Source organism: Streptomyces sp. Je 1-4 4N24 (genome assembly GCF_026239515.1).
Classification (GTDB): Bacteria; Actinomycetota; Actinomycetes; order Streptomycetales; family Streptomycetaceae; genus Streptomyces; species Streptomyces nigrescens.
Genome location: NZ_CP110836.1, coordinates 6,957,140 through 6,974,669, shown reverse-complemented (window position 1 = coordinate 6,974,669; position 17,530 = coordinate 6,957,140). Strand labels below are relative to the sequence as shown.

The following is a 17,530-nucleotide window of genomic DNA, read 5'->3' as shown; positions in this document are numbered from 1 at the left end:
GAGCTCGACGGCGACGTGGAGGACGACACAGCATGACAACCGCGCACAACACGACCCCGCAGTACCCCTTCACCGCAGTGGTCGGGATGGACGATCTGCGGCTCGCGCTGCTGCTGAACGCGGTGAGCCCCGCGGTGGGCGGCGTGCTGGTCCGCGGCGAGAAGGGCACCGCCAAGAGCACCGCCGTCCGGGCGCTGTCGGCCCTGATGCCGGCCGTGGACGTGATCAGCGGCTGCCGCTTCGCCTGCGCCCCGGCCGCGCCCGACCCCGGCTGTCCCGACGGGCCGCACGGGACGGGTGCCGTCGAGGAGCGCCCGACGCGGATGGTCGAACTGCCCGTCGGCGCCTCCGAGGACCGGCTGGTCGGCGCGCTGGACATCGAGCGGGCGCTGTCGGAGGGCGTGAAGGCCTTCGAGCCGGGCCTGCTGGCGGACGCGCACCGCGGGATCCTGTACGTCGACGAGGTCAATCTGCTCCATGACCACCTCGTGGACCTGCTGCTGGACGCGGCCGCCATGGGTGCCTCGTACGTGGAGCGCGAAGGGGTCTCCGTACGGCACGCGGCCCGCTTCCTGCTCGTCGGGACGATGAACCCCGAAGAGGGCGAGCTGCGGCCGCAGTTGCTGGACCGGTTCGGGCTCACCGTCGAGGTCGCCGCCTCGCGCGAGCCCGGCCGGCGGGTGGAGGTGGTCCGGCGCCGGCTGGCCTACGACGCCGATCCGGCCGGTTTCGCGGCGCGCTGGGCGGCCGAGGAGGACGCGCTGCGCGGGCGGATCGCCGCGGCCCGGGAGCTGCTGCCGCGGGTGACGCTGGGCGATGCGGCGCTGCGGCAGATCGCCGCGACCTGTGCCGCGTTCGAGGTGGACGGGATGCGCGCGGACATCGTGATGGCGCGGACCGCCACGGCGCTGGCCGCCTGGGCGGGGCGGACGGACGTCCTGGAGGAGGACGTCCGGCAGGCGGCGCTGCTGGCGCTGCCGCACCGCCGGCGCCGCAACCCCTTCGACGCCCCCGGCCTGGACGAGGACAAGCTCGACCAGACGCTGGAGGAGTTCGGCGCGGACGAGGGCGCGGACGGCGACGACCCGGAGCCGGACGGTCCGGACGGCGGTCCCGACGGGGGCGGCCCGGACGGCGGCGGGCAGCCGCCGCAGGACGGCGGGCCGGACGAGTCGCCGCTCCCGCCGGAGGCCGAACTCCCGCACCAGCAGGACCGGGAGGCCCCGCAGCCTCCCCAGACCCCCGAGAAGCCCGGACAGGCCGAGCAGCCCGAACCCGAGAGCGCGCCGCAGGGCGGCGCCGCCGGCGAGAAGGCGGCGGTCGGGGCCACCGAGCCGTTCAAGACCCGGCGCCTCGATGTGCCGGGCCTGGGCGAGGGCGCGGACGGCCGCCGCTCCCGTGCCCGTACCGCCCATGGCCGGACGACCGGGGCCCGCCGCCCGCACGGCGCCCTGGGCAAACTGCATCTGTCGGCGACCGTGCAGGCCGCGGCGCCGCACCAGCGGGCCCGTGGCCGCAGCGGGCGGGGACTGGTGGTGCGCCGGGACGATCTGCGCGAGGCGGTGCGCGAGGGGCGGGAGGGCAATCTGGTCCTGTTCGTCGTGGACGCGTCCGGCTCGATGGCGGCGCGGAAGCGGATGAGCGCGGTCAAGGGCGCGGTGCTCTCGCTGCTGCTGGACGCCTACCAGCGGCGCGACAAGATCGGTCTGATCACCTTCCGCGGCACCGGCGCCGAGCTGGCGCTGCCCCCGACGTCCTCGGTCGAGGCGGGCGCGGCGCGGCTGGAGCAGCTGTCGACGGGTGGCCGTACACCGCTGTCCGAGGGCCTGCTGAGGGCCCATGAGGTGCTGCGGGTGGAGCGGATGCGGGATGCCTCGCGGCGGCCGCTGCTGGTGGTCGTCACCGACGGCCGGGCGACCGGCGGGCCGGAGCCGGTGGTGCGCGCTGGCCGCGCGGCCCGGCTGCTGGCCGGTGAGGGGACCGCCTCGGTGGTCGTGGACTGTGAGGCGGGTCCGGTGCGGCTGGGTCTCGCGGGCGAGCTGGCCCGTGAGCTGCAGGGCACCGCGATCACCCTCGACGAGCTGCGCGCGGACAGCGTCTCCGCGCTCGTACGGACCGTGCAAGGCAACAGGAAGGCCGCGTAATGCCGCAGGGACAGCCGTCCGTCGTACCGAACGACGGGCTCACCACCCGCCAGCGCCGCAACCGTCCGCTGGTGTTCGTCCACACCGGCCAGGGCAAGGGCAAGTCCACCGCCGCCTTCGGGCTGGCGCTGCGCGCCTGGAACCAGGGCTGGCCGGTCGGGGTGTTCCAGTTCGTGAAGTCGGCGAAGTGGAAGGTCGGCGAGGAGCGGGCGCTGAAGGTGCTCGGTGAGTCCGGTGAGGGCGGCACCGTCGCCTGGCACAAGATGGGCGAGGGCTGGTCCTGGGTGCAGCGCGACATCGCCTCCAGCGAGGACGCGGCGCGCGAGGGCTGGGAGCAGGTCAAGCGGGATCTGGCCGCGGAGACCTACAAGCTGCTGGTGCTGGACGAGTTCGCCTATCCGCTGAAGTGGGGCTGGATCGACACCGACGAGGTCGTGTCGGTGCTGCGCGACCGCCCCGGTACACAGCATGTCGTCATCACCGGGCGGGGCGCCCCCGAGGCGCTGCTGGACTTCGCCGATCTGGTGACGGACATGACCAAGGTCAAGCACCCGATGGACGAGGGCCAGAAGGGCCAGCGGGGCATCGAATGGTGAACGGGGCGAGCAGGGCATGAGCGGCGGTTCGATCCCCCGGCTGGTGATCGCCGCACCGTCGTCGGGCGCGGGCAAGACCACGGTGGCCACCGGTCTGATGGCGGCGTTCGCCGAGGCCGGTCTCGTGGTGTCACCGCACAAGGTCGGCCCGGACTACATCGATCCGGGCTATCACTCCCTGGCCACCGGCCGCCCCGGCCGCAATCTGGACGCCTATCTGTGCGGGCCGGACCGGATCGGGCCGCTGTTCCTGCACGGTGCGGCGGGCGCCGATCTCGCGCTCGTCGAGGGCGTGATGGGGCTGTTCGACGGGGCGTCCGGGATGGGTGAGCTGTCCTCGACGGCACATGTGGCGAAGCTGCTGCGGGCGCCGGTGGTGCTGGTGGTGGACGCGTCCTCGCAGTCCCGGTCGGTGGCCGCGCTGGTGCACGGCTTCGCCTCCTGGGATCCGGAGGTGCGGCTGGCCGGGGTGATCCTCAACAAGGTCGGCTCGGACCGCCACGAGGAGCTGCTGCGGGAGGCGATGGACTCCTCCGGTGTACCGGTGCTGGGCGCCCTGCGACGTGACGGACGGGCCGGTACGCCCTCCCGGCACCTGGGCCTGGTGCCGGTCGCCGAGCGGCGGTCCGACGCGGTGGAGTCGGTGGCCGAACTCGCCGCGCGGGTCCGCGAGGGCTGCGACCTGGAGGCGCTGCTGGCGCTGGCCCGTACGGTGCCGGAGCTGCCGGACGCGCCCTGGGACCCGGCGGCGGAACTCGCGCCGGCCGAGGGGGCGGCCGCGCCGGAGAAGCCGCTGATCGCCGTCGCGGGCGGCGCCGCGTTCACCTTCTCGTACGCCGAACACGCCGAGCTGCTGGCCGCCGCGGGTGCCGAGGTGGCCCCGTTCGACCCACTGCGGGACACACACCTGCCGCCCGGCACCCAGGGGTTGGTGATCGGCGGCGGCTTTCCCGAGATGTATGCGCCGGATCTGTCGGCGAACGCGCCGCTGCGCGCGGAGGTGGCCGCGCTGGCCGCCTCCGGGGCGCCGGTGTCCGCCGAGTGCGCCGGGCTGCTCTATCTGTCCCGGTCCCTCGACGGGAAGCCGATGTGCGGGGTGCTGCCCGCCGAGGCCCGGATGACCGAACGCCTCACCCTCGGCTACCGCGAGGCGGTGGCGCTGCGGGACAACGCGCTGGCCGCGGCCGGCACCCGGGTGCGCGGCCATGAGTTCCACCGCACGGTGCTGGAGCCGGGCGCGGGCGCGGACCCGGCGTGGGGGCTGACGCATCCGGAGCGGCGGGTGGAGGGCTTCGTGGCCGGCGGGGTGCATGCCTCGTATCTGCATGTGCACTGGGCCGCCGAACCGTCGCTGGCCGGGCGGCTGGTGGCGAGCGCGGCACGGAGCGCACCGGCCCGGGGTGCCGCCCGATGATCCGCGGCACCGGCGGCGGATCGGCACGGGCCGGGACGGCCGCGCGCGACGTCCGTCGGCCGGGTGCGCCGGTCACCGCCGGGCCCGTCGGGCTCACCGCGGTCCTGGAGGGGCGGCACGGCCCGCTCGCCCACGGACGGGGAGCCGTCGCGGTATGAGGCACGGGGCACCCGACGAGACCGGCGCTGCTGCCGCGCCGCTGGTCGTCGGGGTGGGGGCGAGCCGTGGTGTCGCGGTGTCCGAGGTGCTGGAGCTGATCGCTGCCGCCCGCGCGGCGGCGGGGTGTACGGCCCGGCCGGTCGCGGCGCTGGCGACGGTCGCGGCCAAGGCGGCGGAGCCCGGTCTGCTCGGCGCGGCACGACGGCTGGGGGTGCCGCTGCGGTCGTTCCCGGCGGCGGCCCTGGCGGCGGTGCGGGTGCCCGGTCCGTCCACGGCCGCGGCGGCCGCCGTCGGGACGCCGAGCGTGGCCGAGGCGGCGGCGCTGCTGGCCGCGGGGCCGGGCGCGGAACTGGTCGCCGGGAAGCGCAAGTCCGCGCCGCCGGGCCGGCCGGCCCGGGCGACCTGTGCGCTGGCCGGGCCCGCTGTAACGGACAGCGGTGCCCTTACCGCTGGTAGGGAGGGAGCGGCCGCCGACCGCTCTTCCGCTGCGGATATCGTCATGACCTCCCCCAACCCGCCCCGCCATGGCCCGGGTCGGTGGACGGCGGTCGTCGGCGACCCGGCGCCCGGCAGCGGACCCACCGGTACCAAGGAGACCTCGTGACGACCCCTCCCGCACTGCTCATCGCCGGTCACGGCACCCGCGACGAAGGCGGGGCCGACGCCCTGCGCGCGCTGGTGCGTCTGCTCGGCGAGCGCCATCCCGAAGTGCCGGTCGCCGGCGGGTTCTTCGGCGTCCCGGCCTCGCCGCTGTCGCTGGACGACGCCATCGACGGCCTCGTCGGGAAGGGCGCGACCCGGCTCGCCGTCATACCGCTGCTGACCGCCCCGACCGGGCCGGTCCCGGAGGCGCTGCCCGAGGTGCTGGAGCGGGCGGGCGAGCGCCACCCCGGGCTCGGCCACGTCTGCGGCGCCGAGCTGGGGCCGCACCCCACGCTGCTCGATGTGCTGGAGCGGCGGCTGGACGAGGCACTGGGCAGCGGCGCCCGCAGGCCCGCGGACCGGGCCCGCACCACGGTGCTGCTGGTGGGCCGCGGCGCGGTCGATCCGTACGCCAACGCCGAAGTCGTGCGGGCCGCGCGGCTGCTGTGGGAGGGGCGCGGCTTCGCGGGCGTGGAGACCGCGTTCGTCTCGCAGGCGGCACCCGACGTCCCGGCCGGCCTCGACCGGTGCCGGGCGCTGGCGGCCGCGGCGGGCGCCGGTGGGCCGGCCCGGATCGTGGTCCTGCCCTACTTCCTCTTCGCCGGCGGCCCGGTGGAGCGGTTGTGGATGCAGGCCGAGGGCTGGGCCGCGGCGCACCCCGACACCGAGGTCTACGCCGCGCAGGTGATCGGCCCGGAGGCCGAGGTGGCCGACGTGGTCATGGAGCGCTACCGCGCGGCGGTGGCGGGCGCGTCGTGTGGTTGCCGGGCGGCGGCGGAGGACGCCCGGCCGGCGCACGGCGCGGCTCGGGAGAGCGCCTCCCTGGCCGCGGGCACCGGGGAACGGTGAGGATGCCCCCGCGCACCGGGCCCGCCCCGCTCCGGGGCCCCGGCCCGGCCGCCCCGCCGCACGAACCCGACCTGCGGCACCACGGCGATGCCGAAGTACGGGGCGCGGACGCCGGGCTGACGGATCTGGCGGTCAATGTCCGCACCGGCACTCCCCCGGCCTGGCTCAAGGCGCATATCGCCGCGTCGCTGGACGGTCTCGCCGCGTACCCCGACGGCCGCGCGGCGCGCCGGGCGGTGGCGGCCCGGCACGGTCTGCCCGCGGACCGGGTGCTGCTCACCTCGGGGGCCGCGGAGGCCTTCGTGCTGATCGCCCGCGCGGTGGCGGCCCGTCGGCCGGTGGTGGTGCATCCGCAGTTCACCGAGCCCGAGGCGGCGCTGCGGGACGCCGGGCACGAGGTCGCGCGGGTGCTGCTGGACGCGCGGGACGGTTTCCGGCTGGACCCGGCCGCGGTGCCCGACGACGCCGATCTGGTCGTCGTCGGCAACCCCACCAACCCCACCTCGGTCCTGCACCCCGCGGAGGTGCTGGCCTCCTTGTCGCGGCCCGGCCGGACGCTGGTGGTGGACGAGGCGTTCATGGACGCGGTGCCCGGTGAGCGGGCGTCGCTGGCCGGGCGCACGGATCTGCCGGGGCTGGTGGTGCTGCGCAGCCTCACCAAGACCTGGGGGCTGGCCGGGCTGCGGATCGGCTACGTCCTGGCCGCCGCGGACACCGTCGCCGCCCTGGAGCGGGCCCAGCCGCTGTGGCCGGTCTCCAGCCCCGCCCTGGCCGCCGCCGAGGCGTGCTGCACGCCCCGGGCGCTGGCGGAGGCGGCCGCGGCGGCCGAGGAGATCGCCGGGGACCGGGCTCATCTGCTGGCCCGGCTGGGCGAGTTCCGGCAGATCCGGACGGCCGGCCCGGCGGCGGGTCCGTTCGTGCTGATCCGGCTGCCGGACGCACACGGGGTGCGGGCCGCGCTGCGGGACCGCGGCTTCGCGGTGCGCCGCGGCGACACCTTCCCCGGTCTGGGCGCCGACTGGCTGCGGCTCGCGGTGCGCGACCGGGCCACGACGGACCGCTTCGTGACGGCGCTGGGCGAGGTGCTCGGGTAGGGCGTACGCGGCGGCCTGCCGCGGGCGGGGCCCCGCCGGGTCCCCCGGCACACCACGCTGCGCGGGGTCCCCGGCGAGGGTGAGGTGTGCCGTACGGTCCGCGGCCCGCACGGCACACCCCGGGCCGTACTCCGCGCGCGACGCCCCCACAGCACCGGCGCGGTGTACGGGGTCGGTCAGCCGCGGCCGCCCTGCGATGCGGCGCTGCGGCGCCGGCGGGCGAAGACCATCGACCCGGCGCCCGCGGCGAGCAGCAGCGCGGCGCCGCCGGCGAGGTACGGGGTGGCCGAACTGCCGCCGGTCTCCGCGAGGTTCTGGGTGCGGGGCCCGGAGCCCGTCACCTCGGTGTCCTTGCCGCCGGCCGGCTCGGTGCCGCCGCCTGTCTGGCCACCGCTGGAACCGCCGCTCGTCTGGCCGCCGCCGGTACCGCCGGAGCCGCCCTGCTCGGGCGTCTTGCCGCGCGGTGTGGTGCAGGTGGCCTTGGCCAGCGTGACCCGGCCCTGCACGTCGGCGACGTTCAGCTTCAGCGGGTTGAGGGAGACATCGAGGTCGAGCGCGGTGGCCGCGGCGCCCTTGGAGGTGACGTTCTTCTTGGACAGGTCGAGCCGCACCCGGCCCACCCCCGGCACCTTGACGTCCGTCGTGCCGCCCGCGGTGAGCGTGACCTTCTTGCCCAGCACGAGCACGCTGCCCAGCACATTCGACTCGGCCCGGGGCCGGGCGCCCGCCTCGCAGACCGCCTTGGCGGTGACCTGCTGGACCTCGATCAGGGACAGCAGCGGCAGACCGGGCAGATGTACCTTCGCCCGCACGAGGTTGGCGTAGCCCTCGGCCTTGCGGCGGTCGGCGGTGGCCCGTGCGGTGGCGGCGTCGGCGCGCAGCACGCTGAACGGCCTGCCGTGGTCGATGCCGTCGAGCTTGACGGTGAGCGCCGTCTTGCCGGCGGAGGCCGGGGCGTGCACCTCGTTGAGGGCGACGTTCAGCGGGACGTCGAGCGTCTTGTTGAGCAGCCCGACGTTCACGCCGGTACGCAGCACGACCGCGTCGGCGGTGCCGCGGGCCGGGCCATGGTCTCCGGTGGCATGCGCGGGGACGGCGCCGAGGAGGACGGCGGGACCGGCCGTGAGCGCGGTGGCGACGAGGGTCGCGGCGAGGCGTCGGGGCATGCCGAAGGAGCTGGTGGGACTGGTGGACACGTGTGTGGAACCCTCACAGGAGAAATGGAGCCGCCGGCCGCGCCAATGGGGGACATCACGCGGGCCGACGGCATCGACCCGCACATCGTGTCCGTACCGAGGGTGAACGGGCAGCCACGTGACGTCAGTTCATCCCAACGGGTGGTTTCCGTGCCTTTATTCGATTCCTCCGACTCGGGGCACCACCCGCGCCACAGCCGCCCCACCTCCCGGGTGACCCGCGTTGACCGGGCAGGTTCACCGGATCACCCCGGCAGTTACCCCACGACCTGCCCGCGCAGCACCACCCGGCGCGGGGCCGCCAGCACCCGGACGTCCTCGCGCGGATCGCTCTCGTAGACCACCAGGTCCGCCGAGGCCCCCTCGGTGAGGCCGGGGCGGCCGAGCCAGTCCCTGGCGCCCCAGGTGGTCGCGGAGAGCGCCGCCACGGCGGGCAGCCCGGCCCGGGTCAGCTCGACGACCTCCTCGGCGACCAGACCGTGGGCGAGCGAGCCGCCGGCGTCCGTACCGGCGAAGACGGGCACCCCGGCGTCGTAGGCCGCCCGGACGGTGTCGTAGCGGCGGGCGTGCAGGCGCCGCATATGGTCCGCCCAGCGCGGGAACTTCGCCTCACCGCCGTCCGCGAGCCGCGGGAAGGTGGCGATGTTGACGAGCGTGGGGACGATGGCCACCCCGCGCTCGGCGAACAGCGGGATGGTCTCCTCGGTGAGCCCGGTGGCGTGCTCGATGCAGTCGATACCGGCCTCGACGAGCGGGGCGAGGGTCTCCTCGGCGAAGCAGTGGGCGGTCACCCGGGCGCCCAGCCGGTGGGCCTCGGCGATGGCCGCCTCGACCGCTCCGCGGGGCCAGCACGCCTCCAGATCGCCCGTGGAGCGATCGATCCAGTCCCCGACGAGCTTGACCCAGCCGTCGCCGCGGCGGGCCTCCCTGGCGACATAGGCGACCAGGTCCTCCGGCTCGATCTCGTGCGCGTAGTTGCGGATGTAGCGCTTGGTACGGGCGATGTGACGGCCGGCGCGGATGATCCGCGGCAGGTCCTCGCGGTCGTCGACCCAGCGGGTGTCGGAGGGGGATCCGGCGTCGCGGATCAGCAGGGTGCCGGCGTCACGGTCGGTGAGCGCCTGCTTCTCGCTGGTGGGGGCGTCCACCGGGCCGTGTGCGTCCAGGCCCACGTGGCAGTGGGCGTCGACCAGCCCCGGCAGGGCCCATCCCGTCACAGTGATGGCATCCCGTGCCATCACCGGCCGGTCGAACGTCACCCGGCCGCCGACCACCCACAGCTCGTCGCGCACCTCGTCCGGTCCGACGAGGACCCTCCCCTTGAGGTGCAGCACCGCACCTTCACTCATGGACGTCATACCGGCACTTTAGGCGGCCCGCCGCGCCGGGTGTCCGCGGTGGTCAAGCCAATGAGCGGGCGCTTTCCCCCGGCCGTTTCCCCGCGAAGCCCGCGCCCCGCGGACTTTCGGCCCGGACCGTTATCCGTGCACTCTCCGTACAGCTTCCGCTACCCGTGCCGCACGGTTCTCCGTGCGTTCTCCGCAACTCTCCGTACGTTTCCCGCAGCCTTCCCGGACATCGCCTGGCGCATCTTCTTGCGGGTCTTGTCACGGTCTTGCCGCGCAGGTTTCCATGGGCCTTCCGCCCGGCCTCCCGGCGGCGAATTCCCAATTCCTCAGAAGTACAGCTTCCCGTATTCTTCTGCCCGCTTTTCCGCACCTCAAACGCCAAGATTTCGCTAGCGGCAAGTTCCATAATTCGGACGGATCTCGTGGGCGTTACGGAGCTGTGACCGACTACACAACGTGTCCGTTTCACCCCGAACCTCCTGGTCAAATGGGGACATCTCGCGGTGGCATCGCGCACACGGGCGCCCCCGCGCGATAACACATCTTGCTCACTTCCGTAACCCCTGCCCGCGATGCAATTTCCCTTTTCCCTGGGTAAATTTAATTCCCATGACCGCCGCACAAGCAGACCATGCAGGTGCCCGAAGCGATATCAGAGAATTTCCGGAGGGCTTCAAGCTCGACACCCCACGCGTGGAGGACGGAGCCGCGATCTGGCGCATCGCCCGCGACTCGAAGGCGCTGGATCTCAACTCCTCGTACAGCTACCTCCTGTGGTGTCGCGACTTCGCCGCCACCTCCGTCGTCGCCCGCGACACGGAGGGCGAGCCGGCCGCCTTCATCACCGGATACCTCCGCCCCGAGCGCCCGGAGACCCTCGTCGTCTGGCAGGTCGCCGTCGACGACGCGCACCGTGGGCAGGGCCTGGCGGCCGCACTCCTGGACGGGCTGACCGCCCGGGCCAGGGACGAGCTGGGCGTACGTTTCGTCGAAACCACCGTGACCCCCGACAACACCGCATCCAACCGGTTGTTCGCGTCCTTCGCCGAGCGGCACTCAGTGCCCCTCAAGAGCGAGGTGCTCTTCGACGCTGGGCTGTTCCCGGAGCAGGGCCACGAGCCGGAGGTGCTGCACCTCATCGGCCCGTTCGAGCCACCGGCCCGCTCGGGGCACTCCTGACGCACCCAGGACCGCGCGGCGACGACGCCGCAGCGGTCATGCGGGCCCGGCACCACACCCCCGTGACACCGCCGGTACCGCCCAGCCCCCTACAGACTTCTCATCCTTTCGCCACTCATCTCCCAGGAGCATGCTGTGACCATCACCCAGCCCGATCTGAGCGTCTTCGAGACCGTGGAGTCCGAGGTCCGCAGCTACTGCCGTAGCTGGCCCACCGTCTTCGACCGTGCGCAGGGCAGCCGCATGACCGACGAGGACGGCCACACCTACCTCGACTTCTTCGCCGGCGCCGGGTCGCTCAACTACGGCCACAACAACCCGGTCCTCAAACGCGCCCTGATCGACTACATCGAGCGGGACGGCGTCACCCACGGCCTGGACATGTCCACCACGGCCAAGCGGGCGTTCCTGGAGTCGTTCCAGAACATCATCCTGCGGCCCCGTGACCTGCCCTACAAGGTCATGTTCCCGGGCCCGACGGGCGCCAACTCCGTCGAGGCCGCGCTGAAGCTGGCCCGTAAGGTCAAGGGCCGCGAGTCGATCGTGTCCTTCACCAACGCCTTCCACGGCATGTCCCTGGGCGCGCTGGCCGTCACCGGTAACTCCATGAAGCGCGCCGGCGCCGGTATCCCGCTGGTGCACGGCACCCCGATGCCCTTCGACAACTACCTCGACGGCACCTACCCGGACTTCCTGTGGTTCGAGCGGCTGCTGGAGGACCAGGGCTCCGGTCTGAACACCCCCGCCGCCGTGATCGTCGAGACGGTCCAGGGCGAGGGCGGCATCAACGTCGCCCGTCCCGAGTGGCTGCGTGCCCTCGCCGACCTGTGTGAGCGCTGGGACATGCTGCTCATCGTCGACGACATCCAGATGGGTTGCGGCCGTACGGGTGCCTTCTTCTCCTTCGAGGAGGCGGGCATCGTGCCGGACATCGTCACCGTCTCGAAGTCCATCAGCGGCTACGGCCTGCCGCTCGCGCTCACCCTGTTCAAGCCTGAGCTGGACATCTGGGAGCCGGGCGAGCACAACGGCACCTTCCGCGGCAACAACCCGGCGTTCGTCACCGCCGCCGCGACGCTGGACACCTACTGGGCCGACGGCCAGATGGAGAAGCAGACTCTCGCCCGCGGTGAGATCGTCGAAGCACACCTCAAGGCCATCACCGAGGAGCACCCGGACGCCATCGCCGAGTACCGCGGCCGCGGTCTGGTGTGGGGCATGGAGCTCAACGACAAGCCCACCGCCGACAAGATTGCCAAGCGCGCCTTCGAGCTGGGTCTGCTGATCGAGACCTCCGGCCCGGAGAGCGAGGTCGTCAAGCTGCTGCCCGCCCTGACGACCACCCCCGAGGAGCTGGACGAGGGACTTCGGATCCTCGCCCGCGCGGTCCGCGACTGCGTCTGACCACTCCAGAGCCCCTTACCGTTCCACAGAAAGGCACCGAGTCACCGTGATCGTCCGATCCTTCAAGGACATCGAAGGCACCGACCGCCACGTCAAGGCCAAGTCCGGCACCTGGGAGAGCAAGCGCATCGTGCTCGCCAAGGAGCGCGTCGGTTTCTCGCTGCACGAGACCACCCTGTACGCCGGGACCGAGACGTCGATGTGGTACGCGAACCACATCGAGGCCGTACTCTGCGTAGAGGGTGAGGCCGAGCTCACGAACGACGAGACCGGCGAGAAGTACACCATCACGCCGGGCACGATGTACCTGCTCGACGGGCACGAGAAGCACACCATGCGGATCAAGGAGGACTTCCGCTGCGTGTGTGTCTTCAACCCGCCCGTCACCGGCCGCGAGGACCACGACGAGAACGGGGTCTACCCGCTTCTCACCGAACCGGAGTCTGAGCCCGAGACGGTCTGAGGCGCCATCCGCCTGCCCCGTCCGGCAGCGCTGAGGAAGGCACACGCACGCGCACGTAAGCCAGATTCCGTACGAGAGGAGAGGAAGGCAACACCATGACCACCGCACCCGAGCGCACCGCCGACCTGTACCCGACCCGTGGGACCGCTGAGGTCATCACCCCGCGGAAGGACCCGGTGGTGTGGTCGCAGCCCGGAACGGCCGGCCCCTTCGAGCCGTCCGAGCTGAGCGACTTCGAACGCGACGGCTTTTTCGCCATCGGGGAACTGCTCACGGCGGAAGAAGTCGCGGTGTACCGCGCCGAACTGGACCGTCTCGTCCTCGACCCGACGATGCGCGCCGACCCGCGCTCCATCGTCGAGCCGAAGTCACAGGACGTACGGACCGTGTTCGAGGTGCACAAGATCAGCGAGGTGTTCGCCAAGCTGGTCTCCGACCCGCGCGTGGTCGGCCGTGCCCGTCAGATCCTCGGCTCGGACGTCTATGTCCACCAGTCGCGGATCAATGTGAAGCCGGGCTTCGGTGCCTCCGGCTTCTACTGGCATTCGGACTTCGAGACCTGGCACGCCGAGGACGGTCTGCCGAACATGCGCACCGTGTCGGTCTCGATCGCGCTGACGGAGAATTACGACACCAACGGCGGCTTGATGATCATGCCCGGCTCGCACGAGTACTTCGTGGGCTGTGAGGGTGCGACGCCGAAGGACAACTACAAGCGGTCGCTGCAGATGCAGGACGCGGGCATCCCGTCGGACGAGGTGCTCACGAAGATGGCGGACAAGCACAGCATCCGTCTCTTCACCGGTAAGGCCGGCTCGGCGACGTGGTTCGACTGCAACGCCATGCACGGCTCGGGCGACAACATCACGCCCTACCCGCGCAGCAATGTCTTCATCGTCTTCAACAGCGTGGAGAACGCTGCGGTGGAGCCGTTCGCAGCGCCGGTCCGGCGCCCGGAGTACATCGGGGCCCGCGACTTCACTCCGGTGCGTTAGGGGACACTCGCACCGGTGGCGCGGCCGCCGCACAGCTGGTCTGTGCGGCGGCCGCGCCGTGTTGTACGGCCGGTCCGGGGTGTTGGAGGGGCCGCCGGGCGCCGGCCGGCGGGGCAGGTTGCCGGCCCGTCGGACCGGCCCTACCCCAGCAGGGCCAGCAACCGGTCCACGTCGTCCGTCGAGTTGTAGAGGTGGAAGGCCGCGCGGAGCAGTCCGCCGCGCACCGCGACCCGTACGCCCGCCTCGGCCAGCCGGTGCTCCGCGTCCGCGATCCCGGGGGTGGAGACGATCGCCGAACCGGGCGCGGGCCGGGGCGTCAGACCGCGCTCGGCCAGCCCCGCGCGGTAGTACTCGGCGAGTGCGGTGTCGTGGGCGTGGATGGCGGAGACGCCCAGCTCCCCGAGGAGGCCGAGGGACTGTTCGGCGCCGACGTAGGAGAAGTGGGCGTGCGGTTCGTCGAAGCGCCGGGCGGTGGCGGCCGGCTGGATCAGCCCGTAGTTGGACTCGCCGATGTCCTCACCGGCGACCCAGCCCGCATGGAGTGCGGCCGGCCACTCCTCGCCCCGCCCGTAATCCCCGCCGAACGCCATGAACGTCGCCCCACGCGGGCACAGCAGCCACTTGAAGGCCCCGGCGACCACGAAGTCGAAGTCCGCGGCGCGCAGCGGCAGCCAGCCGGCGGCCTGGGTGATGTCGAGGTAGGTGCGCGCCCCGTGGGCCGCCGCCGCCTCGCGCACCGCCGCCATGTCGGCGATCCGGCCGTCCACCGACTGCACGGCGCTGAAGGCGACCAGCGCGGTCCCGGGGCGCACCGCATCGGCGAGCGCCTCCAGCGGCACGGTGCGCAGCTTGATGCCCGGGTGGGCGGCGAGCGGATTGACCAGGGAGCTGAAGTCGCCCTCGGGGGCGAGTACTTCGGCGCCCGCCGGCAGCGACGCGGCCACGAACGCGGACTGCACCGCGACCGAGCTGCCGACGGCCACCCGCTCGGCCGGGACGTCCATCAGCCGGGCGAAGGCGGCGCGGGAGGCCGTGGTGGCGGCGAAGTAGTCGCGGCCCATGGTGCCGTAGGAGGCGGACTCGTCGATGGCCGCGCGCAGGGCGTCGGCGGCGCGGCGCGGAAGGAGTCCGGACGAGGCGGAGTTCAGATAGGTCGTCTCGGGCGCGAATTCGGCCCCGCCGAGTGGCTCACGTCGATGCATGTCCCCACTCTGCTCGGCACCTCGCGCCGCGTCCATGGCGACTTTGCTCGGCCGGTCCGCATCGGTTCCTTGTCGGCGCAGGTCACACCGGGTGCGGCCGGGACGCCCCCGGCTCACTTCCCGGGCACGGCGCAGCCGTCGTCCCCGCACACCCCGGCCTCGTCGGCCGCTCCGGCCGGCCGGAGCGGTCCGGCGCCGTCGGCGTGCGCACGCTCCAGGGCCTCCCGGAAGACCTCCGCGGGCTGCCCGCCCGAGATGCCGTACCGGCGGTCGATGACGAAGAACGGCACGCCCGTGGCGCCCAGCTCCGCGGCCTCGCGCTCCTCGGCCCGTACCTCCTGCGCATACGCCTCCGGGTCGGCCAGCACCCGGGCAGCCTCCTCGGCGGGCAGCCCCGCGCCGACGGCGATCTCCTGGAGCACGGCGGGGTCGCCGAGCAGCCTGGCCTCGGCGAAGTTGGCGCGGTAGAAGGCATCGAGCAGCGCGTCCTGGACGCCGTGCGCCCTGCCGAGATGCAGCAGCCGGTGCAGGTCAAAGGTGTTCCCGTGGATCCGGTCGGACCGGTAGTCCAGCCCCTCCCCCGCCGCCGCGTCGGCGACCCGCGCCTCCATCGCCTCGGCCTGCGCACGGCTCACGCCGTACTTCGTGGCGAGCATGTCGAGCACCGGGACGTCGGTGGCGGCCGGCGCCTTCGGATCCAGCTCGAACGAGCGGTGCACCACCTCGACGTCCCCACGGTGCGCAAAGGCGGCCAGCCCGGCCTCGAAGCGGGCCTTGCCGATGTAGCACCAGGGGCAGGCGATGTCGGACCAGATTTCGACGCGCATGAGCTGACTTTCCTCGTCGTGGATGTGTTCCGGTGCAACCTCGGGGGGCGGGGGGCTATTCCCGCGCGGTTGCCGGAGCCGTGCGGCAGAGCACAGGCGGCCTCCGCCCCCGTAACCCGGAGATCGCGAGCCATCCGCACCGGAGGGGCAACCGGGCATGACCCCCCAGGGCACACGGCCAGGAATGAGGGCAGGAGCATCGCTACGGACGCCGAGCTTCACCTATTCAGTCTTCTCGTCCTCCCTCGGAAGTTCCTTTAATGTCTGGTAGGCATCGCGGAGGTCGGACGCTTCCGGCAGTTGTCGAGCTTCGACGGCCTTGACCACTTCGAGAGCGCGCCAATGATTGGATGGCACAACTCGGCCCGAAAGTATGGCACGTTGCGCCGCGTCACATGCCTCATCCAGGCGTTTGCCATTGAGTAAGGTCAGCGCCAGATCGATATTGGCCGAGGCAACTCTTCGGGGCCACTTATGAATGTCTTCCGAGGGAGCCAGTCTTGCGATGACTTCCCGTGCAACGCCTTCTGCCGCAGGATCCCCCACCCATGCCAGTGTGGTGGCCGCATAGGCCAGCGATTTACCCGGATCGTACTGATAGTGATGCTCGATGCCCTTGTTCTGCGTGAGGGCCGCAGACATGCCCTGCACCCGGTCTATCGCGGCGTATGTTTCTTTCGCCTCACCGAGACGCGCCCGCGCCCTGCCCTCTTGAGCCGTCGCCTGAATCGCGACCGAGCTTCCCGCCGGAGCAAGCCGCTGCGCAACTACCGACAATTCCAGTGCTCGCATGTACTCGCCGCCGGTAAGAACACGCCAGGCGTCCGTTTCATAACACCACGCCTGAATCTCTGAATGCTCGGCATGCTGCGCAAGAGTCATCGCCGTCCGGAGGCGGGATGTCGCCGCGTTCTCCTGGTTGAGGTCAATATGCAGAGTTGCCCCCAAGAGCTGGAACCACCCCCCCACGACATACAGACGACGCTGTTCGCCGAGGGTCATCCGGGAATCCATCAGATGCGACACGTAGGCCGAGTGTTTCCGCACTCGCTCCAGAAGATTCTGCGGCGGAGATACCGGATACTTCATGGCAAGTTCATCAAAGGCGTTTTCCAGGCGGAGCAGCGTTTCAGCGCCCACGTCACTCGCGGACACCCGGCGCGCCAGCTCGTACGCATCGAATTCATCGTCGCCGGAGGGCTCAGTGACAGCAAGCCGGTTGACGGACGGAGGGTGCGGGACATGGGCATCCGGGAACAGCAGCTCGTCAAGGTCCTTCGCTGTTATGTGCAGAACCCGAGCGATACTGGGCCGCTGCCAAGGCTGTGGGCCGGTCTTGCCGCTTTCCCACCGCTGGACGGTGGAACGGTCAACTCCCACGGCTTCCGCGAAATCCTCCTGGTTGTACCCGCAAGCCTTCCGGTGCTCCGCGAACCTCCGCCGCCTACTCACCATGCTTGCCCGTCCTCTCCCGTCCGGGTGCCTCCGCTCTCAGCAGCGTAGCCAGTGAAAGTGCGTCTGTACTGGTCAGAACGGTCAATGAGGGCAGGATGCGGCAGAACTGCGGCCTTCTTGCCGTGGTGCCGTCCCTTCCGCACTGCTTGCCTGGTCTTCCTGCCCAACGGAGCCGATCAGGAAGGTGGTTGAACGGTGAGCAGCAGCACCCGCAAAGCCCTGGCGCTTCACATCCCGGAGTGACGGCCCGTGCCCGCGGAACACGGTACGGGCCGTACGCCGGGAGAGCCGGAGACGGTGGAGCGAACCGTCGCCGACGACGATCCGGTACACGACCAGGCCGAGGACGACCGGTCGATCAGCCCGACCATGCGGCGCCTTCGGCCGTCGGTCGTTGAGGAGAACCGGCGGGCGTCCGGGAGGCATCCGCGGTGAGCTGTCGTACGTGCGATCACCTGCGAGGCGAACTCGCTGACGCCGAAGCGAGCGGCGACAAGTCGAAGGCCGTTGACTGCCGCGTGTTGCTGCGGCGACATCCGGACCACAACGGCACGCCCGTCGA

Annotated in this window: 15 protein-coding genes and 1 pseudogene; 11 read left to right on the top strand and 5 right to left on the bottom strand. The window is 72.2% G+C overall.

The annotated features are described in order from the left end of the window. Positions 1-32: 32 nt before the first annotated feature. The 7 genes and pseudogenes from SLV14N_RS30400 (at position 33) to cobC (ending at position 6,898) form a co-directional block, all read left to right on the top strand. Positions 33-2,144 carry a putative cobaltochelatase gene (locus SLV14N_RS30400; RefSeq protein ID WP_208685267.1) on the top strand — a complete coding sequence of 704 codons (2,112 nt, stop codon included), beginning with the start codon at positions 33-35 and terminating at the stop codon, positions 2,142-2,144. Next, positions 2,144-2,740 carry a cob(I)yrinic acid a,c-diamide adenosyltransferase gene (gene cobO, locus SLV14N_RS30395; protein ID WP_018091818.1) on the top strand — a complete coding sequence of 199 codons (597 nt, stop codon included), beginning with the start codon at positions 2,144-2,146 and terminating at the stop codon, positions 2,738-2,740. The genes SLV14N_RS30400 and cobO overlap by 1 nt, the downstream gene beginning before the upstream one ends. A 16-nt stretch (positions 2,741-2,756) precedes the next feature. Further along, positions 2,757-4,154 carry a cobyrinate a,c-diamide synthase gene (locus SLV14N_RS30390; RefSeq protein ID WP_208685265.1) on the top strand — a complete coding sequence of 466 codons (1,398 nt, stop codon included), beginning with the start codon at positions 2,757-2,759 and terminating at the stop codon, positions 4,152-4,154. Next, positions 4,151-4,312: a hypothetical protein gene (locus SLV14N_RS30385; protein WP_221174713.1), complete on the top strand. Its 162-nt coding sequence runs from the start codon at positions 4,151-4,153 to the stop codon at positions 4,310-4,312. Before SLV14N_RS30390 ends, SLV14N_RS30385 begins: the two co-directional genes overlap by 4 nt. After that, a pseudogene (locus tag SLV14N_RS30380) lies at positions 4,309-4,728 on the top strand (cobalamin biosynthesis protein); the annotation flags it as partial. The gene SLV14N_RS30385 and the pseudogene SLV14N_RS30380, both read left to right, overlap by 4 nt. A 185-nt stretch (positions 4,729-4,913) precedes the next feature. Further along, positions 4,914-5,804 carry a sirohydrochlorin chelatase gene (locus SLV14N_RS30375; RefSeq protein WP_208685261.1) on the top strand — a complete coding sequence of 297 codons (891 nt, stop codon included), beginning with the start codon at positions 4,914-4,916 and terminating at the stop codon, positions 5,802-5,804. Between the two features lie 2 nt (positions 5,805-5,806). Then, positions 5,807-6,898, top strand: coding sequence for an Rv2231c family pyridoxal phosphate-dependent protein CobC (gene cobC / locus SLV14N_RS30370; protein WP_263271830.1), 1,092 nt, complete (start codon positions 5,807-5,809; stop codon positions 6,896-6,898). Between the two features lie 176 nt (positions 6,899-7,074). Here the strand turns inward: cobC and SLV14N_RS30365 are convergent, their stop codons facing one another. Continuing rightward, entirely contained in the window at positions 7,075-8,064 is a 990-nt protein-coding gene (locus SLV14N_RS30365; RefSeq protein ID WP_317633737.1) for an SCO1860 family LAETG-anchored protein, read from the bottom strand. Positions 8,065-8,351: 287 nt separating this feature from the next. After that, positions 8,352-9,443 (bottom strand): amidohydrolase family protein, encoded by a 1,092-nt coding sequence (locus tag SLV14N_RS30360; protein ID WP_208688171.1) that lies wholly within the window; start codon positions 9,441-9,443, stop codon positions 8,352-8,354. A gap of 609 nt (positions 9,444-10,052) precedes the next feature. Here SLV14N_RS30360 and ectA point away from each other — a divergent pair. The 4 genes from ectA (at position 10,053) to thpD (ending at position 13,484) form a co-directional block, all read left to right on the top strand. Next, entirely contained in the window at positions 10,053-10,622 is a 570-nt protein-coding gene (gene ectA / locus SLV14N_RS30355; RefSeq protein ID WP_208685255.1) for a diaminobutyrate acetyltransferase, read from the top strand. A 135-nt stretch (positions 10,623-10,757) separates the two neighbouring features. Further along, positions 10,758-12,026, top strand: a complete 1,269-nt coding sequence (gene ectB, locus SLV14N_RS30350) for a diaminobutyrate--2-oxoglutarate transaminase (RefSeq protein WP_208685253.1) — start codon at positions 10,758-10,760, stop codon at positions 12,024-12,026. Positions 12,027-12,072: 46 nt separating this feature from the next. Beyond that, the gene (locus tag SLV14N_RS30345; RefSeq protein WP_018091828.1) at positions 12,073-12,489 is read left to right on the top strand and encodes an ectoine synthase; all 417 of its coding nucleotides are present in this window, start codon (positions 12,073-12,075) and stop codon (positions 12,487-12,489) included. Positions 12,490-12,584: 95 nt separating this feature from the next. Next, positions 12,585-13,484, top strand: a complete 900-nt coding sequence (gene thpD / locus SLV14N_RS30340) for an ectoine hydroxylase (RefSeq protein ID WP_018091829.1) — start codon at positions 12,585-12,587, stop codon at positions 13,482-13,484. A gap of 140 nt (positions 13,485-13,624) precedes the next feature. Here the strand turns inward: thpD and SLV14N_RS30335 are convergent, their stop codons facing one another. The 3 genes from SLV14N_RS30335 to SLV14N_RS30325 all read right to left on the bottom strand — a co-directional run bounded on the left by SLV14N_RS30335 (position 13,625) and on the right by SLV14N_RS30325 (position 16,968). Next, positions 13,625-14,686: an aminotransferase class V-fold PLP-dependent enzyme gene (locus SLV14N_RS30335; protein ID WP_263271825.1), complete on the bottom strand. Its 1,062-nt coding sequence runs from the start codon at positions 14,684-14,686 to the stop codon at positions 13,625-13,627. A gap of 113 nt (positions 14,687-14,799) precedes the next feature. Further along, the gene (locus tag SLV14N_RS30330) at positions 14,800-15,513 is read right to left on the bottom strand and encodes a DsbA family oxidoreductase (protein WP_208685249.1); all 714 of its coding nucleotides are present in this window, start codon (positions 15,511-15,513) and stop codon (positions 14,800-14,802) included. 222 nt (positions 15,514-15,735) lie between these two features. Then, positions 15,736-16,968 carry a helix-turn-helix transcriptional regulator gene (locus SLV14N_RS30325; protein ID WP_263271823.1) on the bottom strand — a complete coding sequence of 411 codons (1,233 nt, stop codon included), beginning with the start codon at positions 16,966-16,968 and terminating at the stop codon, positions 15,736-15,738. Between the last annotated feature and the right edge of the window lie 562 nt (positions 16,969-17,530).

Excerpts from the sequence above, each read along its gene's own strand:
- SLV14N_RS30400 (WP_208685267.1), top strand. The coding sequence starts at position 33 with ATGACAACCGCGCACAACACGACCCCGCAGTACCCCTTCACCGCAGTG.
- cobO (WP_018091818.1), top strand. The coding sequence starts at position 2,144 with ATGCCGCAGGGACAGCCGTCCGTCGTACCGAACGACGGGCTCACCACC.
- SLV14N_RS30390 (WP_208685265.1), top strand. The coding sequence starts at position 2,757 with ATGAGCGGCGGTTCGATCCCCCGGCTGGTGATCGCCGCACCGTCGTCG.
- SLV14N_RS30385 (WP_221174713.1), top strand. The coding sequence starts at position 4,151 with ATGATCCGCGGCACCGGCGGCGGATCGGCACGGGCCGGGACGGCCGCG.
- cobC (WP_263271830.1), top strand. The coding sequence starts at position 5,807 with ATGCCCCCGCGCACCGGGCCCGCCCCGCTCCGGGGCCCCGGCCCGGCC.
- SLV14N_RS30365 (WP_317633737.1), bottom strand. The coding sequence starts at position 8,064 with ATGCCCCGACGCCTCGCCGCGACCCTCGTCGCCACCGCGCTCACGGCC.
- SLV14N_RS30360 (WP_208688171.1), bottom strand. The coding sequence starts at position 9,443 with ATGAGTGAAGGTGCGGTGCTGCACCTCAAGGGGAGGGTCCTCGTCGGA.
- ectA (WP_208685255.1), top strand. The coding sequence starts at position 10,053 with ATGACCGCCGCACAAGCAGACCATGCAGGTGCCCGAAGCGATATCAGA.
- thpD (WP_018091829.1), top strand. The coding sequence starts at position 12,585 with ATGACCACCGCACCCGAGCGCACCGCCGACCTGTACCCGACCCGTGGG.
- SLV14N_RS30335 (WP_263271825.1), bottom strand. The coding sequence starts at position 14,686 with ATGCATCGACGTGAGCCACTCGGCGGGGCCGAATTCGCGCCCGAGACG.
- SLV14N_RS30330 (WP_208685249.1), bottom strand. The coding sequence starts at position 15,513 with ATGCGCGTCGAAATCTGGTCCGACATCGCCTGCCCCTGGTGCTACATC.
- SLV14N_RS30325 (WP_263271823.1), bottom strand. The coding sequence starts at position 16,968 with ATGGTGAGTAGGCGGCGGAGGTTCGCGGAGCACCGGAAGGCTTGCGGG.